The 26,767-nt window shown below is 35.3% G+C and carries 17 protein-coding genes and 1 pseudogene; 4 read left to right on the plus strand and 14 right to left on the minus strand.

All coding sequences use genetic code 11. The features are described 5' to 3' along the window. The first annotated feature begins 41 nt into the window (after positions 1-41). Positions 42-2,444 (plus strand): hypothetical protein, encoded by a 2,403-nt coding sequence (locus OPR52_RS01585; RefSeq protein WP_265038312.1) that lies wholly within the window; start codon positions 42-44, stop codon positions 2,442-2,444. A gap of 529 nt (positions 2,445-2,973) precedes the next feature. Here the strand turns inward: OPR52_RS01585 and OPR52_RS01590 are convergent. The 7 genes and pseudogenes from OPR52_RS01590 to OPR52_RS01620 all read right to left on the minus strand — a co-directional run bounded on the left by OPR52_RS01590 (position 2,974) and on the right by OPR52_RS01620 (position 13,473). Continuing rightward, complete coding sequence (locus OPR52_RS01590) at positions 2,974-3,993, minus strand: IS110 family RNA-guided transposase (RefSeq protein ID WP_265037747.1); 1,020 nt, start codon at positions 3,991-3,993, stop codon at positions 2,974-2,976. Positions 3,994-4,111: 118 nt separating this feature from the next. Continuing rightward, a pseudogene (locus OPR52_RS01595) lies at positions 4,112-4,549 on the minus strand (Rpn family recombination-promoting nuclease/putative transposase); the annotation flags it as partial. Between the two features lie 289 nt (positions 4,550-4,838). Then, positions 4,839-7,634: a TomO hydrophobic C-terminal domain-containing protein gene (locus OPR52_RS01600; protein WP_265038298.1), complete on the minus strand. Its 2,796-nt coding sequence runs from the start codon at positions 7,632-7,634 to the stop codon at positions 4,839-4,841. A gap of 6 nt (positions 7,635-7,640) precedes the next feature. After that, on the minus strand, positions 7,641-9,965 hold the full coding sequence (locus OPR52_RS01605; protein WP_265038313.1) for a host RNA manipulator TomO: 2,325 nt from the start codon (positions 9,963-9,965) through the stop codon (positions 7,641-7,643). Next, positions 9,958-11,295, minus strand: a complete 1,338-nt coding sequence (locus tag OPR52_RS01610; RefSeq protein ID WP_265037784.1) for an IS110 family RNA-guided transposase — start codon at positions 11,293-11,295, stop codon at positions 9,958-9,960. Before OPR52_RS01610 ends, OPR52_RS01605 begins: the two co-directional genes overlap by 8 nt. Positions 11,296-11,927: 632 nt before the next feature. Continuing rightward, positions 11,928-12,524, minus strand: coding sequence for a TIGR02217 family protein (locus OPR52_RS01615; RefSeq protein WP_264723093.1), 597 nt, complete (start codon positions 12,522-12,524; stop codon positions 11,928-11,930). 190 nt (positions 12,525-12,714) lie between these two features. Then, positions 12,715-13,473 (minus strand): DsbA family protein, encoded by a 759-nt coding sequence (locus tag OPR52_RS01620; RefSeq protein ID WP_264723094.1) that lies wholly within the window; start codon positions 13,471-13,473, stop codon positions 12,715-12,717. A gap of 331 nt (positions 13,474-13,804) precedes the next feature. Here OPR52_RS01620 and OPR52_RS01625 point away from each other — a divergent pair, with 331 nt between their 5' ends. From OPR52_RS01625 to OPR52_RS01635, 3 genes are all read left to right on the plus strand, one after another. Then, on the plus strand, positions 13,805-13,957 hold the full coding sequence (locus tag OPR52_RS01625; RefSeq protein ID WP_007548541.1) for a hypothetical protein: 153 nt from the start codon (positions 13,805-13,807) through the stop codon (positions 13,955-13,957). A gap of 16 nt (positions 13,958-13,973) precedes the next feature. After that, positions 13,974-15,047, plus strand: coding sequence for a Fic family protein (locus OPR52_RS01630; RefSeq protein ID WP_265038314.1), 1,074 nt, complete (start codon positions 13,974-13,976; stop codon positions 15,045-15,047). 87 nt (positions 15,048-15,134) lie between these two features. Next, positions 15,135-16,613 carry a UbiD family decarboxylase gene (locus OPR52_RS01635; RefSeq protein ID WP_264723097.1) on the plus strand — a complete coding sequence of 493 codons (1,479 nt, stop codon included), beginning with the start codon at positions 15,135-15,137 and terminating at the stop codon, positions 16,611-16,613. Positions 16,614-16,715: 102 nt separating this feature from the next. On the opposite strand, the gene OPR52_RS01640 is transcribed toward OPR52_RS01635, so the two are convergent. From OPR52_RS01640 to OPR52_RS01670, 7 genes are all read right to left on the minus strand, one after another. Beyond that, positions 16,716-17,548 (minus strand): IS5-like element ISWpi1 family transposase gene (locus OPR52_RS01640; RefSeq protein ID WP_265037890.1). Its coding sequence is split into 2 segments (ribosomal slippage): positions 16,716-17,179 and positions 17,179-17,548, totalling 834 coding nucleotides; the frame shifts between segments, so codons are not numbered across the junction. A 244-nt stretch (positions 17,549-17,792) separates the two neighbouring features. Continuing rightward, on the minus strand, positions 17,793-17,981 hold the full coding sequence (locus OPR52_RS01645) for a hypothetical protein (protein ID WP_265038315.1): 189 nt from the start codon (positions 17,979-17,981) through the stop codon (positions 17,793-17,795). Between the two features lie 338 nt (positions 17,982-18,319). Further along, positions 18,320-19,177, minus strand: coding sequence for a 4-hydroxybenzoate octaprenyltransferase (gene ubiA / locus OPR52_RS01650; protein ID WP_077188461.1), 858 nt, complete (start codon positions 19,175-19,177; stop codon positions 18,320-18,322). 3 nt (positions 19,178-19,180) lie between these two features. Then, entirely contained in the window at positions 19,181-19,579 is a 399-nt protein-coding gene (locus tag OPR52_RS01655; RefSeq protein WP_265038316.1) for a ribosome-binding factor A, read from the minus strand. 9 nt (positions 19,580-19,588) lie between these two features. After that, positions 19,589-21,913 (minus strand): translation initiation factor IF-2, encoded by a 2,325-nt coding sequence (gene infB / locus OPR52_RS01660; RefSeq protein ID WP_265038317.1) that lies wholly within the window; start codon positions 21,911-21,913, stop codon positions 19,589-19,591. Between the two features lie 9 nt (positions 21,914-21,922). Continuing rightward, the gene (gene nusA / locus OPR52_RS01665; protein ID WP_265038318.1) at positions 21,923-23,485 is read right to left on the minus strand and encodes a transcription termination factor NusA; all 1,563 of its coding nucleotides are present in this window, start codon (positions 23,483-23,485) and stop codon (positions 21,923-21,925) included. Between the two features lie 88 nt (positions 23,486-23,573). Next, the gene (locus OPR52_RS01670) at positions 23,574-26,615 is read right to left on the minus strand and encodes an efflux RND transporter permease subunit (RefSeq protein WP_265038319.1); all 3,042 of its coding nucleotides are present in this window, start codon (positions 26,613-26,615) and stop codon (positions 23,574-23,576) included. Positions 26,616-26,767 lie beyond the last annotated feature (152 nt).

Below are 26,767 nucleotides of genomic sequence, written 5' to 3' on the forward strand. Positions count from 1 at the left end.
GTAAAGAGTAGCTGTTGTAATTTAAAAATGGGGAGGTTGGTATGCCTAATACAAAAACAGTAAGAGCATTGGTTAGTGCTTTTAATGTACATAATTATGCTCGTAATACAGTTAAAACTAATTTTACGCTGCAAAGCAGGTACGGGAAGGACTGTATCGTAGTCTCATTTGATAAAGGTATGGAGGATTATCAGTGTAGCAAATATCTTTACAATATAAAAAAGAAGATAGTAGGTGAGTTCTACGGTATTGAAGAAGGAGATACGGATGAGGTAGTGTTAAATACAGCCAAGTTAATTTTTGATGTTAAATCTTTTCCATTTAACGACTATAAAGGAGACTGGTCTGTAGGTAAACAAGGTAGGATTGAGTTTGTAGCACCTATAGATCAAGGTGTAATTTTTAATTTGAAGTCTCATTTGGCTTCTTCACTTGTAAAGGATGTTTTAGAAGATATGCCAACTTGTAGCATAGTTACTAACTCATTCAACAAGGAAAAATATTTGTGTCATTCTAAATTTCCTAATAAAAAATTACGCAAGGAATTTGAGCGTGAGTTTTTATCAAGGATGAGGGAAAGATATGAGAATGCTCCTAAGAACCCTCTGGAGGGTGGAGACAATAGTGTATATATCAGGGACGTTTTTGATGACGCTCGTTTTATTGATAGTGTAACACGGCGTGCCGCATGGCTTATAGGCCGTGATCTTCAAGCTGATAGCAAAAGTCGTAGTGATGTAAGGGCATTTAAAGATTTGATAATGGAAGTTCTTGATCCATCAACACGTGTGGTGACAAGTGCCTTTTTGTGTGCCTCTCCTTTGAATAGAGAGGAAACCTCAATTCTTATACCTGTTATACTAAGTAATAGAGGAACTAGGTTTTTAACAAAGGAAGAAGCACGTGATATAAATCATAAATTTAATAATCCTGTACTTGATGATATGAGTAATAAAACTCAAGCAACATTCAAAGTAAATGGAAGCAGTGGGGTATATGGCATAGACTTTTCTAATAAAGAAATTTCTCACTGTATGATAACTAAAATTATAGAAAGCTCTGTAATCAATGCAAAACATGAACTGTCCATTGACCATGAGCTTCCTCGAACGCTATTAGCTGAAGCATCACCGACACGGGAGTTTCCCGAGCGAAGTCGTGGTGAAGAGTTAGAGAAGCATCCCAGGCGAAGATCAAAAAAAGAGGAAGAAACAGGGAGGCTGTTTCGGGTGCTTCGGGAGGGGATAGGTCAGGCTAGTACTTCTTCTCAGCAAACGGACGATATGCCACGCAGGTCATACACGAGCAGATGTAGACGGAAACCGTTAATGTCACAACCGTCGATGCTTAGAGAACTTTCATTATCGGAAGGTGATTATGAAAGTATGCTAATAGAGATTCGGGATCAGAAAATGACCTGTAGATCATCATCGATTCCTTCTCCTATAGCATGGAATGATTCAATGTCCTTAAATTCTGGGATTTCTGAAGATTCTCCAAAAGATACGGCGAACATTTGTAATAAGGAACCTGAAAAACAGCAAGTTACTAAGGAAAAGGAAGAAGAAAAGTTGTTTAAAGCATTGCTTTATTGGTTTAACTTAAATAATTATGCTTTGGATCCTCCTCATACTAACTTTATTGTAAAAAATGGGAAGATTGCTAGTTTAATTGATGATAGTGTTGATGTAAAAGAGTATTTAGAGGAGATAATAGATAAAACGAAAGAAGAGTATCGTGTCAATAAGAAAGAAGCCTGTGATCTCAATGAGTTTCCATTTAAATTTCTTTCTAGTTGTGAGGAAAACCAAGAAACAACAGTTGTTGCTAATATAAGTCGTGGTGCCTTACTTAACTTAAAAGAACTTTTTAGTCGGGAGCATGAGGGAAAAGTAGAAATAAAAGATATCGACATTAACATCGTCGAAAAGGCAGTGAAATCTGAAAAGGACAAATGGGTAAATTTTCAGGTGCAAGAACATGGGTTATCCCCTAAAAAAGCAATTAACACCTGTTATCCCGATGAAAGCGTATTAGAATATATTTCAATTACAAAAGACAAAGGTGGATACTGGATTAACCGTGATTATGATGGTTCGGAAGTAGAGTCGTTTAGGAAAGAGCAATGGCCTGCTAAAGGTACTAGAAATACTACTACTACCTTTAAAAAGATAGAGGAGAGTAAAAAGGATGACAGCAGCAGCGGTTACTCTTCCGGGTTCGTAACTGATGCTGAAAACGTAAGCTCTAAAGCTGAGGCAACAACAAGTGGTTATGAGTCTATGGATTGTGAGAATACTGGAGAAAGATTGCCAAAACGTAAGTCTCCAGAACCTTTAGCTGGAAGTAGTACAAGAAAATCTCCGAAAAGAGATTCTTTACCACTTTCAAGGCTGGAGTCGTTAAGTTTGAGTAGTTCCTCTCATCAAATAGGTAAGTGTTAGGCTTATTAATTTCACTGCTCTCAGCCACCCAAGTTCTCTAATTGCATGAAAGTCAATAATAATTTTTTGTATCATGAAAAATATTTTTTGATGTAAAATTCAGCTCTAATACAACCTTTTATTTACTATCGTATTATCTTATTCAATCAAAAGGGGTTTTATTGGCAATAAAAACACCAGCACTAAATTTCTAATTAATCCCTTTTAAATTATGCAGCCAATGAATATGTGGATAAATACGCCACACACATTTAAAGTATTTATCCACATATTCATTAAGCTTATAAAAACTAAGGTATCATTCTTTCCCTCCATAGTCTTAATATAAGTTAAAATAGCATGCTTCCATGGTTCTCTCCGCGGTCTGATATGGCTAATTTGTATTTTAGCCAAGCCGCACTATACTTGTTAGGCGGAAGTGGACGGCAACATGTGTCTTACGAAGTCTATGCTTCAACCTAGGATCTTGCTTATCCCTTCCATCGGCATTGCTATCTTTACTTTACATCAAATTATCTACTTTTTGCATTTATTGATAACAAAATTCTGTTTTACTAACCAATATCCTATGCATAATTACAGACAACTTCCGCGCTACGGCAACAATTGCTTTCTTCATACCCTTCTTTTTTGCAAGCCTCAATCCCCAGCTTCTCAATTTAAATTTCCTTTTACATTTTACCAGTAAGACTTGTGCTGCTTCGTACAACACATTCCTACATTCTACTGGTCCCATTTTTGATATACTTCCATGCCGATCAATCTCTCCAGAAGCGTACTGTCTTGGGCTCAATCCCATATAGGCTCCAACTGCATAAGATGTTTCAAACCTATATGCATCATCTATCGCAGCTTTGTATGTCATTGCTACTATAATACCAACTCCTGGAACAGTAGTTAATAATTTACAATCCTCATCTTTTTTACCTTGCTCTGAGAGCATTTTGTCAAGTTTTCTTATCGATTCTTCTATTGTTTCTAAGCTATGTACTAATACTTCAATTGAGTTCTTGCTAATTTCATCTAGCTCATTAATTATTTCTTGCACTTTTAAAACGAAACTTGTAGATCTGGCACGCTGATCAATTTTTATCCCGTATATTTTTAATAATCCTCTTATTGTTCCCTCAATTTTCCCTCTGCTACGTGTTAATTGTCTTCTGCTTCCAAGCATTATTTTAATCTGACAAGCTTCATCTGACTTTACTAATACCTCTTTAAATAGCCCAACTCTCATCATTTGTGCTATACCTCTTGCATCATTTTTATCATTCTTATTGATTCTTGCAGACAATGCTGCTGCCATATGCCTTGCATCTACACAAGTTACTGGCAATCCAAATCTCCTCAATTCTTTGCACATTGATATTGATAGTTGTCCACTTTCTATCCCTATTGCTTCATATTTTTTGCTTTGACTAAGCAAATACTCCGCTATTGTACTGCTTTCACTTACAATAACTTCTTCTTTAACAATTTTTCCTTTCTCATCAATGATACTGATAAAAGTTTCCTTGAGTGAGACATCTAATCCACTATAATATTTCATGAGGCTGCTCCTACTGTAAAAGTTTAAATTATTTTTGAAGAACTAATTCTATTGAACTTGTTACTTCGTGCTAAAATAATGGAGTATGTCTCTCCATCATTCAATAGCAATTACAGTATGTGTCTTCATCCCGAATAGTATGCTTTGATTTATACTCAGATTTATCGGGAAACAAGATACAATCTGCTATAGCAATAAAGATAATTTCCTTAAGGTCATGGTATTGATCACCCTTGTCAGCTTGTCTTGAATAAGCTTTAGCAGCATAGTACTGAGCACGTTTCTCGAAGCCTTTAGTTTTAGCGACCTGCATTTCGACGATCACTTGCAGTCCATTTTCATCTCTGCAGAGAACATCAACAATACTTTGCTTTTTAGCGGCGATATCAGGGTCTTGAATAGTACTTAAAAACTCTATATCCTTTATTTCATTTTTACCAGTGAAGCCAAGGATATCATTGAGGAAGTGAATAAGAATATCCTTATTTTTTTCAGTACCAAAGATACGCTTGAACGATATATCATTTTTGGGGTCAAGAAATTTAGAAAGAGCCATAATAAGTAAACCTATAGGACGTTAACAATTATACACAATTCTGAAGAAATGTTCAACTTCTTTATGCTAAAGTCTATTAAAGTTAGCTGAATTTCAAGAGTTGGTGAAGAATCTACTTGAGGTAGGTGTTCCTATTAATATAGGCGACTGACCTAAAAAATCTTAAAGCTAGTGGTATGCTTGAAAGATCATAAATATCAAGTAATTTTTTTAGAAGAATATCTAAATTATTAACTCAATATCTAAACAGTTATTCTACTTCTGCTATCCTTTCTCAACTTGGGCTATTTTAAACTTCCACAGCTATAGGATCAACACCATTTTTAACTTCAACATTACTAAGCGCTGTATTTGCCTTATATGAACAGTAAAATCCTACTGCAAGAAAAGTTAATGCAGCTACAGCAAGTGAAATACATATTACTAAATGAAACATTGTTAAACTTGCACCAACAGCAAATACTCCTGACAACACAAAAGAAACAGAGGCATAATTACTTTGCCTTTTACTATGAGTGCTTGCCTTCGACAGCTTTTGATTTTTACAACTTAGCTCCTTAATCTGATTTTCCAGCTTGCTTTTGTTTTCAAGTTGTCCATGTGTATTATTTAACTCTTTACTTTTAAGTTTATTGTTTAACTCTTTGACTCGAACATCATTACTTTTTAGTTGATCATTTAGGCCTTCAATGTGACTGTCTTTATTTCTTAGTTGCTCATTTAGTTCTATGATGTTACTGTTTAGGTTCCCAATTTGACTGTCTTTTTCATTCACGATTTTTCGTGTAACCTCTAGATCATTCTGCAGTTTAGTATCTTCTTCAGTTGTAGTCTTTAGGGTATTTTTTATAGCATCAAAATTGCTCTGTAGTTTAGTATTTTTTTCAGTTGTAGTTTTTAAATTGTCCTTTAATTGAGTATTTTCTGCAGTAAGTTGAGTTACTTCGCTAATTCTTATACCCAATTCTTTCTGTACACTATCCAACTGCTCATCTAGTTGATTTTTTTCTTGAGTAAGTTGATCTATTTGACCATTTAGCTTGTTAATCTCTTCTTCAGCTTGAGCTTTTGTATTCTTAAGTTGTTCAGTAAGGTTAGTTACTTCATTAGCTTTTCCAACTGATTCTTGCTGTAGCTTTTCAAGCTGAGCTTGTGTCCTCTCAAGAGCTTGAGTTCTTGCATTCAAAGCTTGATTTGCAGCATCCATCTCTTTATCTTTACTTGCAAGCTGTTCTTGTAGCTCTTCGATTCGACTCTCTAGTCCTTTACTTTTGTTTTCAGATTCCTGCAGCTTTGTCTTCAGGTCGTTATTTTCATTTTTAGGCTTTTTCAGCTTTAGCTCATTCTTTAGTTCGGTGTTTTCTTCAGTTGTAGTCTTTAGGTTATCCTTTAATTGAGTATTTTCTTCAGTAAGGTGAGTTACTTCACTAGTTTTTGTATCCAGAGCTTGATTTGTATCATCAATACTTGCTTGTTGATTTAATGTCTCGTGCTCTAACTTTGAAACCTTTTCATTCACATTATCCAGCTCTTTCTTGCCGTTTTTAAGATCAGCCTCTTTCCTCTTAAGCTCCTCAGTTGTTTTATCCAATTCTTGCTTTACACTATCCCGCTCCCGTTCTAACTGAGCTTTTGTACCCTCGAATTCTTTAGTTTTTGCATCTGAGTCTTTCTGTAGCTTTTCAAGCTGAGCTTGTGTGCTATTAAGTGCCTTAGTTTTTTCAACCAAGTCTTGCTGTATACTATTTCGCTTTTTCTCTAGTTGACTTTTTTCTTCAGTAAGCTCAGTTACTTCCCTAGTTTTGCTATTCAGCTCTTTCTCTTTCTTCTTGAGCTCATCTTGCAGTTTTGTTTTCTCTTGCTCTAATTGAACTTGTACACCCTTCAGCTCTTCCTCTTTCTCTGCAAGCTGAGTTTTCATGCTTTCAAGTGCCTGAGTTTTTTCATTCAATTCTTTTTGTAGCTTTTCAAGCTGATTTCTTGTATTCTCAGATTTCTCTTGTCCTAATGAGCTTTTGACTTGCTGTTCTGTATTTGTAGGCATTTTACCCTCCCTGGAATTATGGCTTATAAGGTTCTGTATTGAACTCCCCATTCTATTTAAGGTATCATTTTTTTCTTCTTTTGCAAAAGTCTTTCTGTCTTTAAGTTCTGCAATTTTCCCATCCAAGCTTTTCTGTGCACTATTTGGTTCTTTTCCTAGTTGATTTTTTTCTTGAATAAGGTCATCAGTCTTTGCTTGTTGACTTGGTTCTTCTTGTTCCAATTGTAAAGCATTTTGCCCTGTAATGTCTAAGTTCTCTTTTCTATCTTGTGAAGTATGACCTTGAAACCTAATAGATGAGGCTACTGTTTTTTTATTTTCACCGTCACTACTGTTGCTTTCAGTTACTATAACTTCAGAATGTGCTTTACTACTATCACCTTGCGCATTCGACCCAGTTGTATTGTCTAAAGAGTTACAACCTAAACTCAAATCTTCCATTTTAAGATCTTTATTCTTCTTGCTCAACTCTTCTGAAAACTCTTTTGCTTTTTTAACTTGATCATACAATATTTCTTTGAAATACTTACTAAGCTCATCACCTTGATCAGTAACGAATACACGATGTTTAGCATTATACGAAAAAGTCTCATTGAGAATGGAAAATTTTATACCGTGATGTGCACTTAGAGCCTTGTTTAAATCTCCTACTTGTTTGTCTATTAATTGCTCAATCAGTGCTTTACTTTCTTCTAAGAATTTGCACATATTACCCAATTCTTCTGACAATTTACCATCATCTACTAACTCTGCTAAAACTTCTTTCAACAAGCCATCTACTGCTGGATGCCCGTGCTGTTTTCTTTCTTGCAAATAAAACTTCAAAATCCCTAGACAATCACTTGATGAACACTCCTGATCAAAGCGCTGATATTCAAATGACAAGCCATGATCAATTTTTGCCCATTTTCTTTCTGCTATGCCTGTGTCATTTGTTTCCGTCATTCCAAAATTTCCTAAATGAAAATCAAATTCCCTAAATATTAAACATGCAGCTAAAAACTTAGCGAAGTATTTGGAATTTTCTACGCTTTTTTGCAACTCCTCTTAGAATTTATGTTGAGCTTCATCTGAATATTTTTCTTGTTTGATATTGCTTTTGTCACGTGCTTCTATATATAGATGGTTAAATGCATTAAAGTTAGGCAGAAATTCCGAACCCAAAAAGATTTGATCCTGATCGTCTTCAATTAGCCAAATTTTTGGTGATTTGCCAAACAGTGCTAGTCTATATAGCGGACCAGCAATAACTTCTGTTATAAATGATCGTACAGAGTCGTCATTGTCAACATTCAATGGCTTAATAAAAAAATCTACTCCTTTGCGCATAGCAAACCACCCACGAGAAGAAGCCTTAATATCTCTGCTTTCGATTGCTTCGAACTCTGAGTATTTGTGAGGGATTCTACTTTCTAAACATTTTTCTAAGGCCTTTTGTATTTCCTCTCTAGGTTCAACGTCACGTGGCACTTCTGTAAACTTAGTCATATCTTTATACTTTTGTAATTGCTCAACAGTTGTAGGAGAAGCATTTTCTGAAATAGTAGCAAAACTTTCACGAAAAGGCTTTGTATTACCTTTAACTAAATTCAATACTTTTCCTAAAAATATAATGTTATCAGCACTCGATGCAGTTTTCAACATTAAATCGTAAATTTCCCTTCTACCGCGAGTTCCTATGCTTTTCAGGATTTGTTTCTTTAACGTCTCAATAATCTTATCATCTGTAAATGCTTCTTTGTAGATTGTTTGAATTGCTTCATTTTTGTCCTCAATACATTTTTTGCATAAGTATTCAACAATCGGGAAACACTCTTGACTTATTGCAGCTTCTAATAAAGTAATACAACTCTCCTTCAACAGAGTTTTGGTAGCTGGATCATTGATATTCTGTTTAGCATCTCTTTCAAACACATCTAATACTTTCTTGATAAATTCCTCATTTTGTACTAATGACGCTGCTTCAAGTACACCATACGTAGGATCAGAAGTATTATTTTTCAAAATTTCTTTTAGATTTTGAAGAGTATCTTCATTAGCAAAAACTTTATCCAGTAATTCTTGTTCTTCCCTTAGCACTATAACTGAGAAAAACCCAACTTCACCATTTTCAAGTCGGATTGCTTGATTTTTTAAACTTTGATAAAGATCGGGAAATTTCCCTATAAAGGTTTCAATATACTTTTCACCACCAACAAGCAGATGTAAAAGATTCAAGTTTCCTTTAGCAAAAAGCATATCATGGTATTTCTTTGTTAGCTCATCATTAGCTGCGATTGCCAGCAGTAACAATTCTTTTACTGAGTACCTGCTACCATTTTCTTGAGATTGAAGCACCATTAATATACGGCTTAGTACATATTGGTCTCTAACTTGCGATTGTAAATTCAAAACCTTCTTAGAGAATCCCACGAAAAGCCCTGCTTCTTCTGGATCATCAAAATTGCAAATCACCTGACTTTCGTAATCCTGAATATTATTTACAACCTCAGTCAATTTTGCATCATCATTTTCATTTGCTGCTTTATCTAGAATGTCCTGTATTTTATTCAAAGTTAAATTGTCAGGAATAATGACAAATGAATCCTCTAAACTTTTAGACTCTCTTCCCAATTTTTGATTAAATAAATTCATAAGCTCAATATTACCTTTATCGGTAGCAATTTGCATTGCATCAGGTTCTCCTATATTAGGATCAGCCCCTTTATCTAAAAGCAACTTTACAATTTCAGTACTTTCCAGGGTTACATTGCTTGAAAAATGTTTTAGCATCTCGGTATTTTGTTCAGGAGAAGTATGCTGCAACAGAATCCCCATCGTCTCCTTTTCATATTCGCTGTAGCTATCAGCAATAATTGCTTGTTCTAATTCAGGGGTAACATCAATTTTTGCTCCATATCGAAAAAGCAAACTTGCTAGATTGTGGTCATTGTTTTTTAGAGCAATAAGAATTGGTGTTTTACCCGACAGGGCACTCACTTTATTAATATCAGTTCCATGCTTTAATAGTAATTCTGCAACATCTTTGTTCTTTTCTCTGCATGCATAACTTAAAGCTGTACCACTAGAACAAACATCGGCATTAAGATCAATTTTACCACCTTCTGACAAGACATCTTTGTAAAATTCGAACCAGCCAGCATCTTTACATGCGTTTGTAACAAACAATCTTAATAAGAGTAGTAGTTTGACACCCTGTACCCGATAAGATATATTAAGGTTCTTCATCTCCCTTACTAGCTCTTTTGCTGATACCAAATCTTCACCTTCAAAAGCTTTTAGTAATTTAAAGTACAAATCTTTTTGCCCTGTATTAGCTTGCCTAAGCTGTTTCTCTATTTTGGTGAATTTACTCCTAAGAAACTCACTCAACTAACTCTTCTTGTTGAACTAATATGTAGCCAAATTCGCTCGCTTTTTTGATCAAATTTTTTACAGTTCTATCTTTATAGCGTGTTTCATAGTATTCCATTCCTTTTTCTACATATTCCTGTCCGTATTTGAGCATACTATAAAATATGCATGCCATTTTTCTTGCAGTAGCTGTTATTGCTTTTGGTGCTCCTAGTCGTTTTTTCAATCTTCTGTAGTATGCACCCAACGCACTTTTACTATTTCCTACAGAATGAGCAGCTATTCGCAAAGCATTTGCAGCACGGTTAATGACTTTACGTGTTCTTGTGTTAAACACTTTTTCCCCTGTAACTTTATTAGCAGGACTGAGTCCCAACCACGATGAAAAGTGCTTTTCTGTTGGCCATTTACTATGGTTTATACCAACTTCTGAAATTATGGTTTGTATACTTAATACATCAAATCCAGGAATTTTAGTGAAATCCATACCAGTTATTCGGTGCAGTTCCTCATACAAAGCAAAGCTTGGCTTACTTTTGCTATTTTTATTCTTTTGCTTACTTAGCTGTTTGCTTTCACAAGACTTTGTTTCAAACGTTTTATAATAGGCTTCAATATTTCTATCACATTCTGCTATTTTTTCTTGATAAATATTATATAGTTCAAATTCTTGCTTTAGCGTGAATAAGTGTTCCTCTCTATAGTCACCAGCTAACGCTTTTGCAATAGTAGACTGATCATTTTTCATTCGCACGTCCCTGAATTCTGCCAATTTTTCAGAATCTCTTTCGCCTTCAATTATAGCTTCAATGATTTTCATACCAGTTATCCCAGTAATATGACTAATAACCTTGTGTAATTGTATATTCATTTGAATTAATGCCTTCTGCATACGCAGAATATGTGTAGATGCACTTTCAGTGAGATTTTTGCGTTGCCGCACGTAACTGCGCAATACACACATCTGATTATCTGGCCTAAACGATCCATGAAGCAGTCCGTAGCTATGCAGTTGTTGGAGCCATTGGCAATCTTGAACGTCAGACTTCCTACCAGGTACATTCTTTACATGCCGTGCATTTACCAATCTTACCTCGAATTTGTATGACTTAAGTATTTGAAATAAAGGAATCCAATATACTCCTGTTGATTCCATAGCTACTGTTGTAACTTTACACTTTTTCAACCACTGTGCTAAGTTATGAAGGTCTTCAGTAAAGCAGCCAAATTTCTGAACGCGTTGTTCATCTCTTCCTTCAGGTACACACACATAGTGTACAGCTGAACCAATGTCTATTCCTGCTGCATTAGGATTCACTATTTCTAATTTACTTTTTGCTTTTTTCATGGTAACTCCTACATATAATTTGTAATAGGGAAACGCTTCAGCTTGGAACGGTTGATAGTACAATCTCCTAACCGAGGTAGTCTAAATGACTCCATCAATGATTTGACCGTTCCTTCCAAAACCATGCTTGCATACGGGCACTTAGGCACCATTGAAAATGTCGGTCATAACTGCAAAGGCGCTCCCTGTACAACTATACTTGAAAACTACTAAAAACTTAAATTTGTGTGTTTCTTTCTGATTTGACAGATTTCGTCTGTTCGATGCTTGTATTAACAAGATAGAGGTTCTTAATGAGGGAGATAGATATTTTGTTAATCTCTTACAGAAAAACGGCATGCTAGACTACATCTTAAACAAAGATGATACAACACTTGCAAAATCAACTCTAAAGGAATTGTTGAAGCTTTCTATTTTGCAGGAAGGAGAAAGCACTGAGTTAGAATCTCCCCAAGCTTCAAGTGTAAATGTTAGCAAAGCTCAGCAACATTGTAGTATATAGCTGGTGATAAAGTTTAAAATAATTGCATATACTAAGGCTCATTTAGGTATAGAGCCTCAGTGGTGCTTAATTTTTTAATTTATGGTAGACTAGTAGCCCTACTATGATGTAGATCTATGCTCGCTTATAACTAAAATTTTACCTCTATTAGTGGAATGTTATTCCAGCTATTGCTTCCATAGTCATCAATAGAAGCGTTTAAGTAATCTGTATCAAAGCGCACGGGCACATCAAATTCGAAGCTCGCAGTGATTATTGCATCTTTTACTGGCGGTTTCATGAATGTTATTTCTCCCGTTGAATAATTTACTGAATATTCACTCTCTTCTTTACCATTTAAATAAATCTTTACTGTCCCATGTACTGGCTTTTTGATCGTGCGTATATGCTTATCTTCCCCACTTACATAAGTTTTGATTAGCTGAAAAGTCGTTTTTTTGTTATCTCCTATACCAATCTCTTGGTTGATGGCTATAAAATCCGACCAATCCTTAAAACGAAACCCTATTGCTTTACCTTTTCGTGCATGAAAAAATGTTATTAGTTCTAGTAGCTGCTCGTTTGATCTGACCCCGTAAGCTATGTTGTATCTAGTGCGTGCATGAGACCAATTGATGTTGCGCTGTTCACAACCATTGTGAGTTGTTACAACGTCAGTGGAAAATTCCGGTCCTCCAGTGGAACCATAAGATATATTTTCTGGAAATCTAATTTCTGTGAATGACATATGTCCTCCTGTGAAAGTAAAATAGTTTGGTTGAAGAAAATGTTGTAATTTGAAAGCGTTTCACATAGTAAATGACGCCATGGAAAGTGGATGAGACCACTGAGTTAAACTGCTGTCATACCCACAATTACTATACTCAGGTTCATTTGAGTTGTCAAGCAAAAAAATAAAATTTTATGGCAAATTGAAACTAGCCTTGCTTGTGACTTAATTCATCTACTTTTTTGCGTAATACATTCAAATCAGTTGCTCCTACAAACAGGCTATCTCCAATTATTAAAAAAGGTGTACCACCTACTCCCAAATCTTTTACTAGAAGCCTACTGTTGTTTATCATTTGCTCAATTTTGTCCGCGTTATCTTTTATGGAATCATTAAAATCGTCCTCATCAATCCCTATGCTTTTCACTATATCCAATATGCTTTCGTCTGAAAATCCTCCTTTGTGACTTAAAGCAGAATAGTGAAAATCGAAATATTTTTCTTTATCAATAAAGTAAACAGCTAAAGCGCTTTTTGCTGCCCTTAAAGAGTCATTACCAAGTATTGGAGCGTCTCTAAAGATATACTTAATTTTACCGTCGTTAATTAACTGCTTTATATCATTCTTCATAGCTTTGCAATATCCACAAGAATAGTCAAGGAAGCCTGCAACTATAACACTACTATTTTCATTTCCGGAGTAAGGATAAGTAAGGTCAAATATTTCATCCTTGTATTGTGAAATTTTACTTTTGGTTACATTATCTCGAGCAGCGTAACTACTTTTAATCGACTCCTCTTTGAGAGTTTTTACGATCTTATCAAAATTTCTACTGATATAATCATCTAATCTCGTACTTATTTGGTCATCGGTTAGGGTTTGACCGCGGTGTGAAAGCCAATTGTTTATTACTGGTAAACTTGCTACTGCCAGTATAAGAATCAATAAAAACGATATTCTAGACATATACTTATTAAAGAACCTACAATATAAAACTTTTAGTACACATTTATCTATATATTAAAAGAAGCATCTAATGTTAATATATAAAAACATTTATATCAAGTGTATTTTATAGTCAGTTTTGCCTCGAATACAAACTTTACGTACAATGATTAGGTATATTGTCACAAAGTTCATCAGAAGACTTGATAATGTAGGTGACCAAACTACCCCCAGAATAGCCAATTATGAGATGCTCTATCTTTTACCGCCGCGCTGTAAGCATGGCGGTAAAACAAAGTTGATAATTTTATTCCGCTGTGTATAATTTCAACAAACTCCGCGGAATAAACATATGAGTGAACCAATAATTGGCAGAGAAAAAGAAATAGCTATTCTACAAGACAAACTTCTTTCTCAATCAGCCGAATTTATTGCTGTTTATGGTCGGCGTCGTGTAAATGTTGTATTATCTGCATTTTATCAGCATAATATAGAAGTAATGTAATGCAGATATTATGCCGATGCCGAATTATACGATTACTTCTAAAATTGCTAGTTGTCTTATAAGGATTGAAGCAGCAAAAGAAAAAGTGTTACATTTGCCGCTCACTGTATCAATGCTTTTGTCTCTTCGTGAAACTGCACGGCTTTATACCACACACTATTCTACTATGATTGAAGGAAATCGACTTGAACCTAAACAGATTGAAGAGGTTTTAAGTGGTAAAAGCCACTTTCCAAAATATAGGAGAGATGAAAATGAGGTTAAAGGATATTATGCAGCTTTAACTCAAGTTGAACAATGGGCAGCAAGGAGAATACCCATTACTGAGAAAGCTGTTCAAACACTACATGCTCTAGTAATAGCAAGTGGAAAATCTAAAATAAAATCAACACCTTATCGTGATGGTCAAAATGTTATCCGCGATAGTCTTACACGTGCAATAATTTATATGCCACCTGAAGCAAAGGATGTACCAAAGCTCATGAGCAGTATGATTGATTGGATTCGTAACAGTGAGCAAGTGCCTTGCCCAATTATTGCAGGTATTGCGCATTATCAATTTGTAACAATTCACCCTTACTATGACGGTAATGGTCGTACTGCAAGATTGTTGACTACATTAATTTTACACCTTGGTGGGTATGACCTAAAAGGACTTTATTCATTGGAAGAATATTATGCTAAGAATCTAGGAGCGTATTATGAAGCAATCAGTATAGGTCCATCGCACAACTATTACATGGGACGAGCTGAAGCAGATATTACTAAGTGGGTGGAGTATTTCGTAGAAGGTATGGCAAATTCATTTGAGAACGTTTTACAACGTATAAATAAAGAAGAATACCACGCTGATCAGACTGATCTTATACGTAAGCTTGATCCTAAACAGCGTAGGGCTCTTGAGCTCTTCCAGGAGTTTTCCGCTATTACAGCTAGTCAGGTTGGCGAACTATTTAATTTTAAGCCTCGTACCAGTGCGCAACTTTGTAAAAAGTGGGTGGAAATGGGGTTTATCAAGATTGTAGATTTTTCCAATAGAGGAAGGAAATACAAACTTAGTAAGCGATATGAAGGTTTGATCTCAAATTAACTGAAAGCTCGCTAGACAGTGCATAGATCAAATTTCAATAAAGTGCTTGAAAACTAGATATAAACTTAAAATTTTAAAAACTGGAATATGTACAACAACTTACGCGACTTCATCAAAGCCTTAGAAGAAAAAAAAGATCTGATTAGGATTAAGGAGGAAGTTTCAACAGTTCTTGAAATGACAGAAATTCACCGTAGGGTTTTGTCAAACAAAGGGCCAGCGATCATTTTTGAAAATGTTGTCACAGAAAATGGTAAAAATTCGATTCCTGTTTTGGTGAATTTATTTGGTACTATTAAGAGGATTGCATTGGGGTTGAACATAAACCCTGATGAACTAAGAGATCTTGGTAAACTTTTAGCATTTTTGCAATCACCTGAGCCACCAAAAAACTTTAAGGATGCTATAAAAATGTTTCCTTTGTTGAAAGTCGTGTTATCGATGCGAAGTAAAGTCGTGAGCAAGGCTCCATGTCAAGAGGTAGTGCTAACCGGAGATGAAGTGGACCTAAGTCTACTGCCCATTCAAACATGCTGGCCAAATGAACCTGCACCACTTATCACCTGGCCGATTGTGGTGACAAAAGGACCTACGAAAGACAAACAAGATAATTTCAATCTTGGAATATATCGTATGCAGGTCATAGATAAAAAAACAACTCTAATGCGTTGGCTTGCGCATCGTGGAGGAGCAGGTCACCATAAACGATGGAAAGAGAAGGAACAAAATATGAAATTTCCTGCTGCTGCTGTGATCGGTAGTGATCCTGCAACGATTATTGCTGCAGTAACTCCAGTGCCAGAAACATTGTCAGAATACCAATTTGCTGGACTGCTGCGAAAGAGGCCGCTTGAGCTTGTAAATTGTAAGACTATTCCACTTCAAGTGCCAGCTCACGCGGAAATCGTTCTGGAAGGCTATGTGAGTTTGGATAGATATCAAGACGAAGGTCCATACGGAGATCACACCGGCTACTATAATTCTGTTGAGCAATTTCCTGAATTTAATATTACTGCAATTACTATGCGTAAAAATCCAATTTATCTCAGCACTTTCACCGGCAAGCCACCTGATGAACCATCGATTCTTGGTGAAGCACTCAACGAAATTTTTGTGCCCATTCTTATCAATCAATTTCCAGAGATAGTGGACTTTTATCTGCCACCGGAAGGTTGCTCATATAGAATAGCGGTAGTGTCGATAAAAAAATCCTATCCAGGGCAGGCAAAAAGAATTGTTATGGGCATACTTTCCTTTCTAAAGCAATTTTTATACACGAAGTTTATTATCGTTGTTGATGATGATATAAATATACGTGATTGGAAGGAAGTGATGTGGGCAATGTCAACAAGGATGGACCCTGTGCGTGATACAATCATGATAGAAAATGCACCTATTGATTATTTAGACTTTGCTTCCCCTGAAAGTGGACTTGGAGGTAAAATGGGATTTGATGCGACAAATAAAATCCCGCCTGAAACCAAACGAGAATGGGGAAAGAAAATTAAAATGAGTGAGGAAATAGTAAGAAAAGTCACGGAAAAGTGGGAGGAATATATGGACTAGACTTCTTGCATAAAAGCAGAAAAAAGTTTGGCGTTTTTTATAATGCCGTAATTAGCATTAACTGATAATTGTGATTTAGAGGTTGTCCGGAAACAAGTAAATTCAAGCATATTCCCTCTTTAACATAACCCTACTCATAGCTAGGTATATGAAATTCTCAGTGGATGTTGTGAGTAAATCATACTCCTTCGATAGCCTTCTATTCCTATTAACCCAAGCAAAAGTCCTTTCTACAACCCATCTTCTTGGCTGTACTTTAAACCCTTGTTCTCTTGTTGGTAGTAGCTCAGGTGGCGTATCTTTGTGCACCCAAAATCTACATGTAGGCCTTTTAACAATTTCAATATCTATGTCATATTCTTCCTTTATGTGATTCTTTAAATTTCTTCCTTGGTATCCCATGTCAGCCCACATTTTTTTAACTTTAGTATATTTTGTTCTCATATTGTTTAATGCTATTTTAATACCATCTCTATCATTTTCGTTAGCAGCGCCTACGTAACAACCTAGTATAAAACCCTGAGTGTCTGTAATTATATGCCTTTTTCTACCCTTTACTTTTTTACTTCCATCATAGCCTTTGATCCCCCCTTTTCTGTAGTCTTTACAGATTGACTATCTACTATACAGGCACTCGGCTGCTCATTCCTTCCTATTTTTCTTCTACTATATTTTGTAATTTCATAATTCATTTTCTCAAAAATTCCCTGCTTCTTCCATTGCCTGAACTGCTCATACACAGTCTTCCATAGCGGAAAATCATTTGGTAAATACCGCCATTGACACCCTGTACGCAATACATAGAAAATTGCTTCTAATATTTCTCTTTTGCTATACTTTGGCGGCCTTCCTCCTTTCTTGTATGATACTCTGAAGTGTTTTTCTATTCTTGCCCATTCCCTTTCGCTTAGATCTGTTGGATACTTTTTTCTCATCTTTACCCCGTACTAAAATTTCAGATATTATAGCCTTTTACTTGTTTCCGGACAACCTCTAAGTTCGTCACAGTGCCCTTTTTTTGTCATCCTATAGCTATACCGCCGCGGTATCTCTTAGCCGCTAACAAGTAGTGGGATGACGAGCTTATCGTCATCCTGCCGCGAACCGTCATACCGCGATTCATTCGCGGTATCTCAGCCGCTAACAAGCAGCGGGATACTTAGGGATGACGGTTGTTGTTTAGCTGTAAATATTAAGAAATTTACCGAATAAAAAAAAGGCAAAAGAAGCCCTGGGGTTATTATCCGCTTTAAAATATTGGCGTTTTTTATGTTTTAAACGCTTGACAAGCAAGATTAAGCTGCTTTTAATTGCAACTAACTTACGCTGCAAATGTTTAAGAAATTTACTAAGCAGAAAAAAAGACAAAGAATCCCCGAGTTAGCTAGTCTTTTACTATCTCTGTCGAGTATTGGCATTTTTTGATGTCTTGTAACGCTTTATAAGCGCGTTCAGCTTATTTAGATAAAAATCTAGATGTAGATGAAGTTTTGTAAAGACATACAGTATCTATATACTGCAAAAAATTGAACATAAGACGCCGATACATTAAGTAATCCTTACCTTTTAATCTGCAGATTGGCGAAAGCAAATACAATAGCTTCAGTTTCATGATAAGAGGGCTGGCGGAGTTTGTCAAGCAAGTTTTTTTGTTTCTGCGGGCTACCTGAGTCTATTGATTTCATTAGAGCCGAAACTCTTGAGACCTAGGTGATAATTCTATCTAAAAGAATGCCGAAAAAGAGCAGCAACCCTACGTAGGAATTATTTTTAAATATGGACATGCATTGACTGGGATCGTCAGGATTGAAATTTTTGTATTGGCGGTGAAATATGAACCCTACAGCAAGTAGAGCAATATAAAAAATGTTATTTAATGATGATAAGATACCAGCATATAGCCACGTCATAAGAGATATTAAATAAAATCTTTTCAACCAAGATTTTGTTGTATCACCAAAATATAATGCGGTAGATTTCATCCCGAGTTTTTCATCATCTTTTTTATCTTGATGGGCGTATATGGTGTCATAGCTAAGTGTCCAAAAGACGCATCCTATATAAAACAGCAAGGATTCTATACTGATCTGGTTTGTTATTGCTGCTGAGCCCATGAGCGATCCCATATTGAAGGTAAACCCTAAGAACAATTGTGGCCACCAAACATACCGCTTTAATAAAGGGTAAGTAGCTATCATACACATTGAGATTATTCCAAGTATGAGTGTAGTTTTATTAGTTAATAATAAGATTACCAGGGCAATAGACAGTAACAGTGAAAGTAAAGCTAAAGCCTGCTTTATGTTTAATGCACCACTTGCAAGTGGCCTATATTTTGTTCGTTCAACGTGCGCATCTATTTCCCTATCGAAAATGTCATTGATTATGCACCCTGCGGGTCTCATTAAAAATGCACCTATAGTAAACAAAACAAGGAGAAAAAGAACCTGATACGATAGAGAAGTTGAGGCTAAAAGAATACCGCTCAAACTGGGAAATAGCACAAGCCACAAACCCGTTAAACTGTGCAACCTCATTAATGAAAAGTAACGATTGAAATGCATTAATTAAGTGTGATTATGTAATATTTTGCTTACATTAACAAAATTATCGAACGCTAAGTCAGGCTTGAAAACTAGTTCAGGTATAAATCGCAAATCAACATAACACAATATAGATTTACGTATTGACCATGCAGATTGGTTCATTTCATTAACAACAGTATTAATATCACAATTATTCTCAGAAGGATCTCCAGTGCGTCTTTTTTCTGGATCTAAGTAGTCAGCTACTTGAATATTCAATGCAGATAACACAATATATACATCTGCTTTTTTCAAATCTTTACTTAATTTTACGTCAGATACCGCTACATTTTTATTGAACACCTTACCTTCCATTAGAATTCTTGATATTGCTCTATGCAATACCGATGCTATCTTTAGGTTTCTAATTTCCTTTTTCATATCCAGCTACTATAACACCCTTTCTTCTTGCACTAATTGATAAGCTTCCAAAATATCTCCAACTTTAATATCGACATTACCCTCTAGTGATACTCCGCATTCAAAGTTTACACCTACTTCTTTAACATCATCTTTAAATCTACGTAGTGCTTTTAACTTTCCTTCATGCACCAATTTACTATTGCGCACTACCTTAATTAAAGAATCTTTTTTTATGACTCCATCACTTACATAACATCCAATGATATTACCAGCTTTAGATACATTAAATATTTGCCTTACAGATGCAGAACCAACACGAACCTCTCGTGTAACAGGCTTTAACATTTTAGTTAAATACATTCTCATGTCGTCAATGAGCTCGTATATTATGTTATAAGTATGTATTTCTATACCTTTTTGTTTTGCCAAGTCCCTTATTTTTGAGTCCACTTTTACATTAAAAGCTAAAATTACTGCACTTGATGCTTCTGCAAGCAGCACATCTGAATCTGTTATCCCTCCTACTGCTTTGTGTAGGATATTTAATTTCACTTGGTCTTTACCGAGTTTATCAATTGAACTTGATATTGCTTCAATAGAACCAGTTACATCGCACTTTAAAACTACAGATAGTTCTTCTGTTTCGCTGTTATTACGACTGAATATATCTAAATTATTGTCGCCCAAATCTTCTTTCTTTTTCTTGATTAACTCTAGCCTGTATTCAACAATTTCACGCGCCTGCTTTTCAGAATTTACAACAACAAATTTATCTCCAGCATTTGGTACACCATTTAGACCAGTAATTTCAATTGGAGCGGAGGGTAGTGCTGCTTTTTCTCTTTGACCGAGGTGATTAACCATACTACGTACTTTGCTGTATGTTGTACCAACTACCAATATATCACCAACCTTTAACGTTCCTTCCTCAACTATCAATGTGGCTGATATTCCTTTCGCTTTATCTATTTTGGATTCTATTACCCATCCAAGTGCTCGACAATCTTCTATTGCTTCTAGCTTCATTAATTCAGCGATTAACAAAATCGTCTCTTCTAGTTTATCTAAATTAGTTTTCTTTTTTGCTGATACTGGCACAATCATAACATCACCACCAAGCCCTTCAGGGATGAGATCATATTGAGGCAAACTATTAATTATTTTTTCTACATCACCAGGCTCAGATTTATCAATTTTATTAATAGCAACTATAATGGAAACATTTGCTGCTTTTGCATGATTTATTGCTTCAACTGTTTGTTTCATGATTCCATCGTCAGCTGCAACTACTATTACAACTATATTAGTAATATTGGCACCACGTGTACGCATCGCAGTGAACGCTTCATGTCCTGGTGTATCAATAAAGGTAATTTTTTGCTTATCTTTTGTCGTTATTTGATAAGCACCTATGTGTTGAGTTATGTCACCTGACTCTCTTTCTGCAACATTAGATTCACGAAATGCATCGAGCAATGAGGTTTTACCATGATCGACGTGTCCCATAAAAGTGACGATTGGTGGTTTAGGTTTTTTAGGCAGGCTTTCTCTGCCTTCTATAAAAAATAAATCTTTTTCTCTGTTGGTATCGCTCACTCGTTTAGCCGTATGATTAAATTTTTCCACTATTTCACATGCTATATCTGGATCCACCAGATCATCTACTCTATAACTCTCACCGACTTCTTCTTTGAACATTTTTAGCACACTCTTGCTATCTTCTGCCATGCGAATAGATAACTCCCTGATAGTTATTTTGTCTGGTATAATAACTTCTCTTGATATATTTTTACCCTTAGTAAACTTTGACTTTCTACCTCTTATACCAAACCTTTGCTTAAATACAGGGGGTTGTTCAGTTTTTTCATCTATTGCCTGTGCAATTACCAGTTTAGAATGCTTAGAATATATATCTTTGTTGACTTTAAAAGACTTTTTATCGTTGTCCTCATGGTCAATACTATCTTCTTTTGGTTCAACTAAGTGGGTATTACTTAAAACTTGCTTATTTATTTCCTTAGATAAAGCGTCCGCTTCATTTTTCTTGTCAATCTCTTTATTGCTGTCTTCTTTTGCTGTTTTCTCTTTTTCTTCTCTCTGATTTCTTTCTTTCAGCAAAGCAGCATTCTGCACAGCATTAATGCGAAAAATTTGTTCTTTCTCTGTTAAAGAACCTAATTTACTCTCGTCAAATAAATTATGTTCTTCTGCATCATGAGATTTTTTTCTTCTTTTTTTTACTACTGTAGCTCCAGTACTTGGGCTAGCTGAAGAGTTTAAATTGAGGTCTAATTTAAGCTTGCTTAAACCTTGGAGCGTTAATTTTTTATCACTGATATCTTCATTATTCATATTATTTTATTATATTAATCCAAGCTTTTTACGTGCTTCTATGATTATTGAATCTACTGTATCTTTTAGATCTTCTTTGCTATCGGATGAGGAAGAGAGTATGCTGCAAAACTCATAACTTGATAAATCTGCTATGTCCTCTAAAGTCTTAATATCATGCTTACTAAGAGCAATTTTATTGTCTATTGATAAAGTTAAATTGATTACATCATCCTCCATACCTAAACTTTTTAGCTCTTCTATTTTTCTATCATTTTCTGCTTTCAGGTACTTATTTGCTCTATTATGAAGTTCGTTTGCAATATCTTCATTAAAGCCCTCTATTGAAGCAAGCTCTTTAATTGAAGCGCTAGATATGTCTTCTACACTTGAAAAACCTTCTGTTACCAATAGCTGACCCATAATCTCTTCTAAGTTTAAAGCTTCAGCAAATAAAGCTGAACATTGACTAAGTTCTTTACTTCGCCTTTCTGATTCTTGCTGAGTGCTTAATATCTCAATTTTCCATCCAACAAGCTCTGAAGCTAATCTTACATTCTGGCCCTTTTTTCCTATCGCTAAACTCAATTGATCTTCAGCAACTATTAACTCTATGCAATTTTCATTTTCATCAATAATAACCTTCGATACTTCTGCAGGAGTAATGGCTTTAATAACAAATTGACCCAAATCTGAGGAGTAATTTATAACGTCAATTTTTTCACCATTTAATTCGTGTATAATAGTTTTTATTCTATCTCCCTTAACTCCAACACAAGCACCTACTGGATCAATGTTCTTGTCGGGAGAGAAAACGGCAACCTTAGACCTTGAACCAGCATCTCTAGCTATACCTTTAATTGTCACTAATCCGTTAGCAATTTCTGGTATTTCTTGATTTAATAATGCCTCCAAAAAGCCTTCATGAGTCCTAGAAAGAATAATTTGACGTCCATCATCAGAGCGCTTAACAGTCTGTATGTAAGCTTTAACCTTATCACCTTCACGAAATGATTCACCACCAGTTAAATTTCGCAATGGAAGATATGCCCTAGTGCCATTTATGTCTATAATAAGATCTGAATATTCTACTTGTTTAACAATACCATACCTTATTTCTCCCACCTTATCTTTAAATTCCTCATATTGCTTTTTTGACTCTTCATCTTTAATTATTTGAGCAATCTTTTGCTGGGCAATTCTTGCTGAAGCAAGATCAGTGTTAAGAGAGAGTAATTCACTAACAGTATCTCCAACTTTTGCATCTCCTTTTATTAATTTAGCTTGTGTAAGCGTAATTGATTCACACTCAGTATTCTCTTTTTCATTTGATTCATCATCAATAACTTTTAGTTTTCTGTATGAAGTAACTTTGCCTGTGTTTCTATCTATATTAACTACAATTTTACTTTTGCTACCATATTTTTGATAAGCCACTGCTTCTATAGCACTTTCTAGTGCCTTTATTACAACATCAAAATCTAAACCTTTTTGAAGTGAAAGCTCTCCTGCTGTTTTTATTACATCAAGGCTTCCAACTATGTTATTCTTGTTACTTTTCTGCTTAACACTGCTTTTACGATTAGCAATCATAATAAATAAATCCAATGTAATTAGTTATAATTATAGCTCCAACGGGCAAAGAACACTATCTTAAATGTTAAATGATTGCTAATTTAAGTCAAGTTTTTTCATGTCTTTGTATAACAAGCAACGCAGGAGTAAAGAATAAAGTTAAAACCGTTGCAGCCAATATTCCACTTGCTATGGTTGTTGAAATGTCAACCCACCACTGGCTTGATGGAGCATCATATGTGATTTGTAGCGTAAAAAAATTGATATTTAACCTGGTAATCATCGGTATTAAACCAAGAACTGTGGTTGCAACGGTAAGCAATATTGGCCTAACGCGAGAAATTGCAGCGTTTATTACACATCGCTTGATGTCATTTTTGTGTACCTTAATTTGGTGATGAAAGGCATCAAGTAATAGTATGTTATTATTCACTATAATTCCCGCCAAAGCAATTATCCCCACTCCACACATAACAACTACAAAAACTTGTTGGATAAGAAAGAAAACAAAAAACACACATGTTGTGGATAAAAACACTGCTGTCATTACGATAAATGTATGGTATACATTATTAAACTGTGTCACTAATACCAATATCATTAGTGTAATCGCTAATATAAAAGCCTTTAACAAAAATGCTCCTGATTTTTGTTGATCTTCTTTGTCGCCTTTAAAATCAATTTTTACTCCCTTGTCCCAATCCTGGGCAATAGAATTCTGAATGAACTTTACTCTTTCATCAACAAGATAGCCAGTATCAACGTCAGCAGAGATTGTCACTATGCGTAATCCATCAATCCTGTTTAGTTTGTTTACCTTTTTTTCGGGAGCATATTTTACTATATTGCTCATAGGATACGGGCCATTAACTGTATTGATAAAAAGATTGTCTATAGTCTTCATGTTGCGATCCTTTCCAGGGAAACGGAGTACAATATCGATTTCTTCATCCGTGTTATTTGGTCTATATTTTCCAATCAACACTCCATTTGTAACCATCTTTATAAAATCGCCAATGGTTGCAACACTTACTTCAGAGCTTGTAGCCTTATTCTTATCAACACTCATATTCCACTCTATTTCAGGTGCTGATCTGCTATCTTGAATATTTATAAACCCGGATGAAGGTTGGTTCATAATTTCTAGAATTTTCTCTGCTGCTAAATTCAAACTGGATACACTCCCGCTGAGGTTAATTTGTATTGGCTTGTCAGCCGACGGTCCTGGCTTTTCCTCTTGAACATTAATTATTATTCCTTTCATGTCTTGCACACTGCTCCTTATATCATTTAGTATGTGCTTAGCTTTGCGCCTGAAGCGCCAATCCATAAGTTCTAGTTGTATTCTGGCGATAACGTTGTCTGAAAATGCTCCTGATCTAGCATAAGAAACATGAATTTCTTTTTCAATGCTCAAAATGCGTTCTTCCACTTCTTTGAGTATCAGATCTCGTTCTTTGGCTGATAAGCTTTCTTTTGCTTTAACACTGATTAAAATATTATCTGAATCCACTTTCGGAAAAAACTTTACTCCAGGAGCAAAAGTAAAGTACAGCACACTAAATGAAAACAAAACGAATACAGTAGCACATACGAATTTTTTAGGATGATCCAAAACCTTCTCTAGCATGCGTACGTAAGCTCTTATTATAGGCCCAGCATTTTTTATTTCACCACTTTCTATAGCACTCATTTTTTTTATTTCTTTTTTTGAAGTTATCGAAGGCTTACCAAATATTGCACCAAGTGTTGGTATAAAAACCAAAGCCATAATGAGCGATCCAGTCAAAGTTAGAATTATTGTAATTGGTATGTACTGCATGAATTTACCAACAGTATCAGGCCAGAATAATAGAGGAAAAAACACTGCTAATTTAGTTAACGTTGATGATAGAACCGGATAAAACATATCACGAACTGAAGTGTAAAAAGCTTCTACTTTGTCCATTCCGCAGATCATCTTTCTATCGGCATATTCGCTGATCACAATTGCATCATCAACCAGCATGCCAACAGCCATAATTAAACTGAAGAGCACAACGATATTTAAGGTTATACCCATAAAGTAAAGAGCTATTATCCCAATGAGAAAGGAACCGGGTATCGAGAGTGCCACAAGAATAGCAATCCTTGTTCCCATAGAAAGCATCATTATGATCAATATTAACAACACAGCAAATATTATGCCGTTTTCCAAGTCATCAAGCACATCGCGGACGTTTTTTGACTGGTCGTTTAAGTACACCACTTTTAAATTTTCAGGTAATTGATCTTTTGCCTTATCCATTAAGTATTTTACTTGATTTACTGTGTCTATTATGTTTTTTCCGTTACGTTTTGAAATTTCTAGCACGACACTAGGTAATCCATTAATGCGAGCAAATCCTTGGTGATCCTCAAACCTAGGGTATACTTTTGCTATATCTTTGATTCTCAAAACTGCATCGCCTTGAGATCTAATAGGAATATTCATAATATCTTCTATATCTTTTAATAACCCTGATATTTTAATCGAATATTTACCGGTATCATTTTCCAGTGACCCAGCTTCCACTAGTCTGTTATTGCTTGATATAGCTTGGAATATTTCGTTTGATTGAATGTTATATTTTGTTAGAACTGTGGGCTCAACTATCACTTCCACTGTTTCTTTACGCATACCTGCCACTTCAACTTTGAGAACATTTGGCAGAGATTCTATTTCTTTCTTTAGCTTGCGTGCTATTTCAGTTAAGGCTCTTTCTGGCAAATTACCAATTAAGCCGACATTGAGTATCGGAGATTCCGCTTCAACAGGTAACTTCGATTTTATGTTTGAAAGCTTTGAACGAACATTATCGAGCACTTCTTTATTATCATACTCTGTTCCAAATTCGAGTATCATGTGAGCACCATCATTAGTTGCAAAAGCTCTCAATTCTCTTACACCTTCGATGGATCTTAGTTCATTTTCTATAGGAAGCACTAATAGCTTTTCACTATCTTGAGCAGAAATCCCAGGAAGTCCAACAAACACGCTGATTATAGGAATCTGTATATCAGGATTGCTTTCCCTCGGCATTTTTACATAAACGTATGAACCGAAGATAAAAATTACTATAAGTAATAATACCACCGCCCTGTTTCGCTCTATGAGTAAGCTCTGCATGTTGAATGTTAGCTGAATATGTGTGTTTGTACAATATTATAGTCGAGATACATTGCATATTAATTAATCCTTGTGTAGCTTTAAAACTTTACGCAAATAATTAAAATTTTCGCAAAATTGCAAGTATAAGAAAATTCCTGTATAATAATTCT

The organism is Wolbachia endosymbiont (group A) of Hylaeus communis, from assembly GCF_947251915.1.
Classification (GTDB): Bacteria; Pseudomonadota; Alphaproteobacteria; order Rickettsiales; family Anaplasmataceae; genus Wolbachia; species Wolbachia pipientis.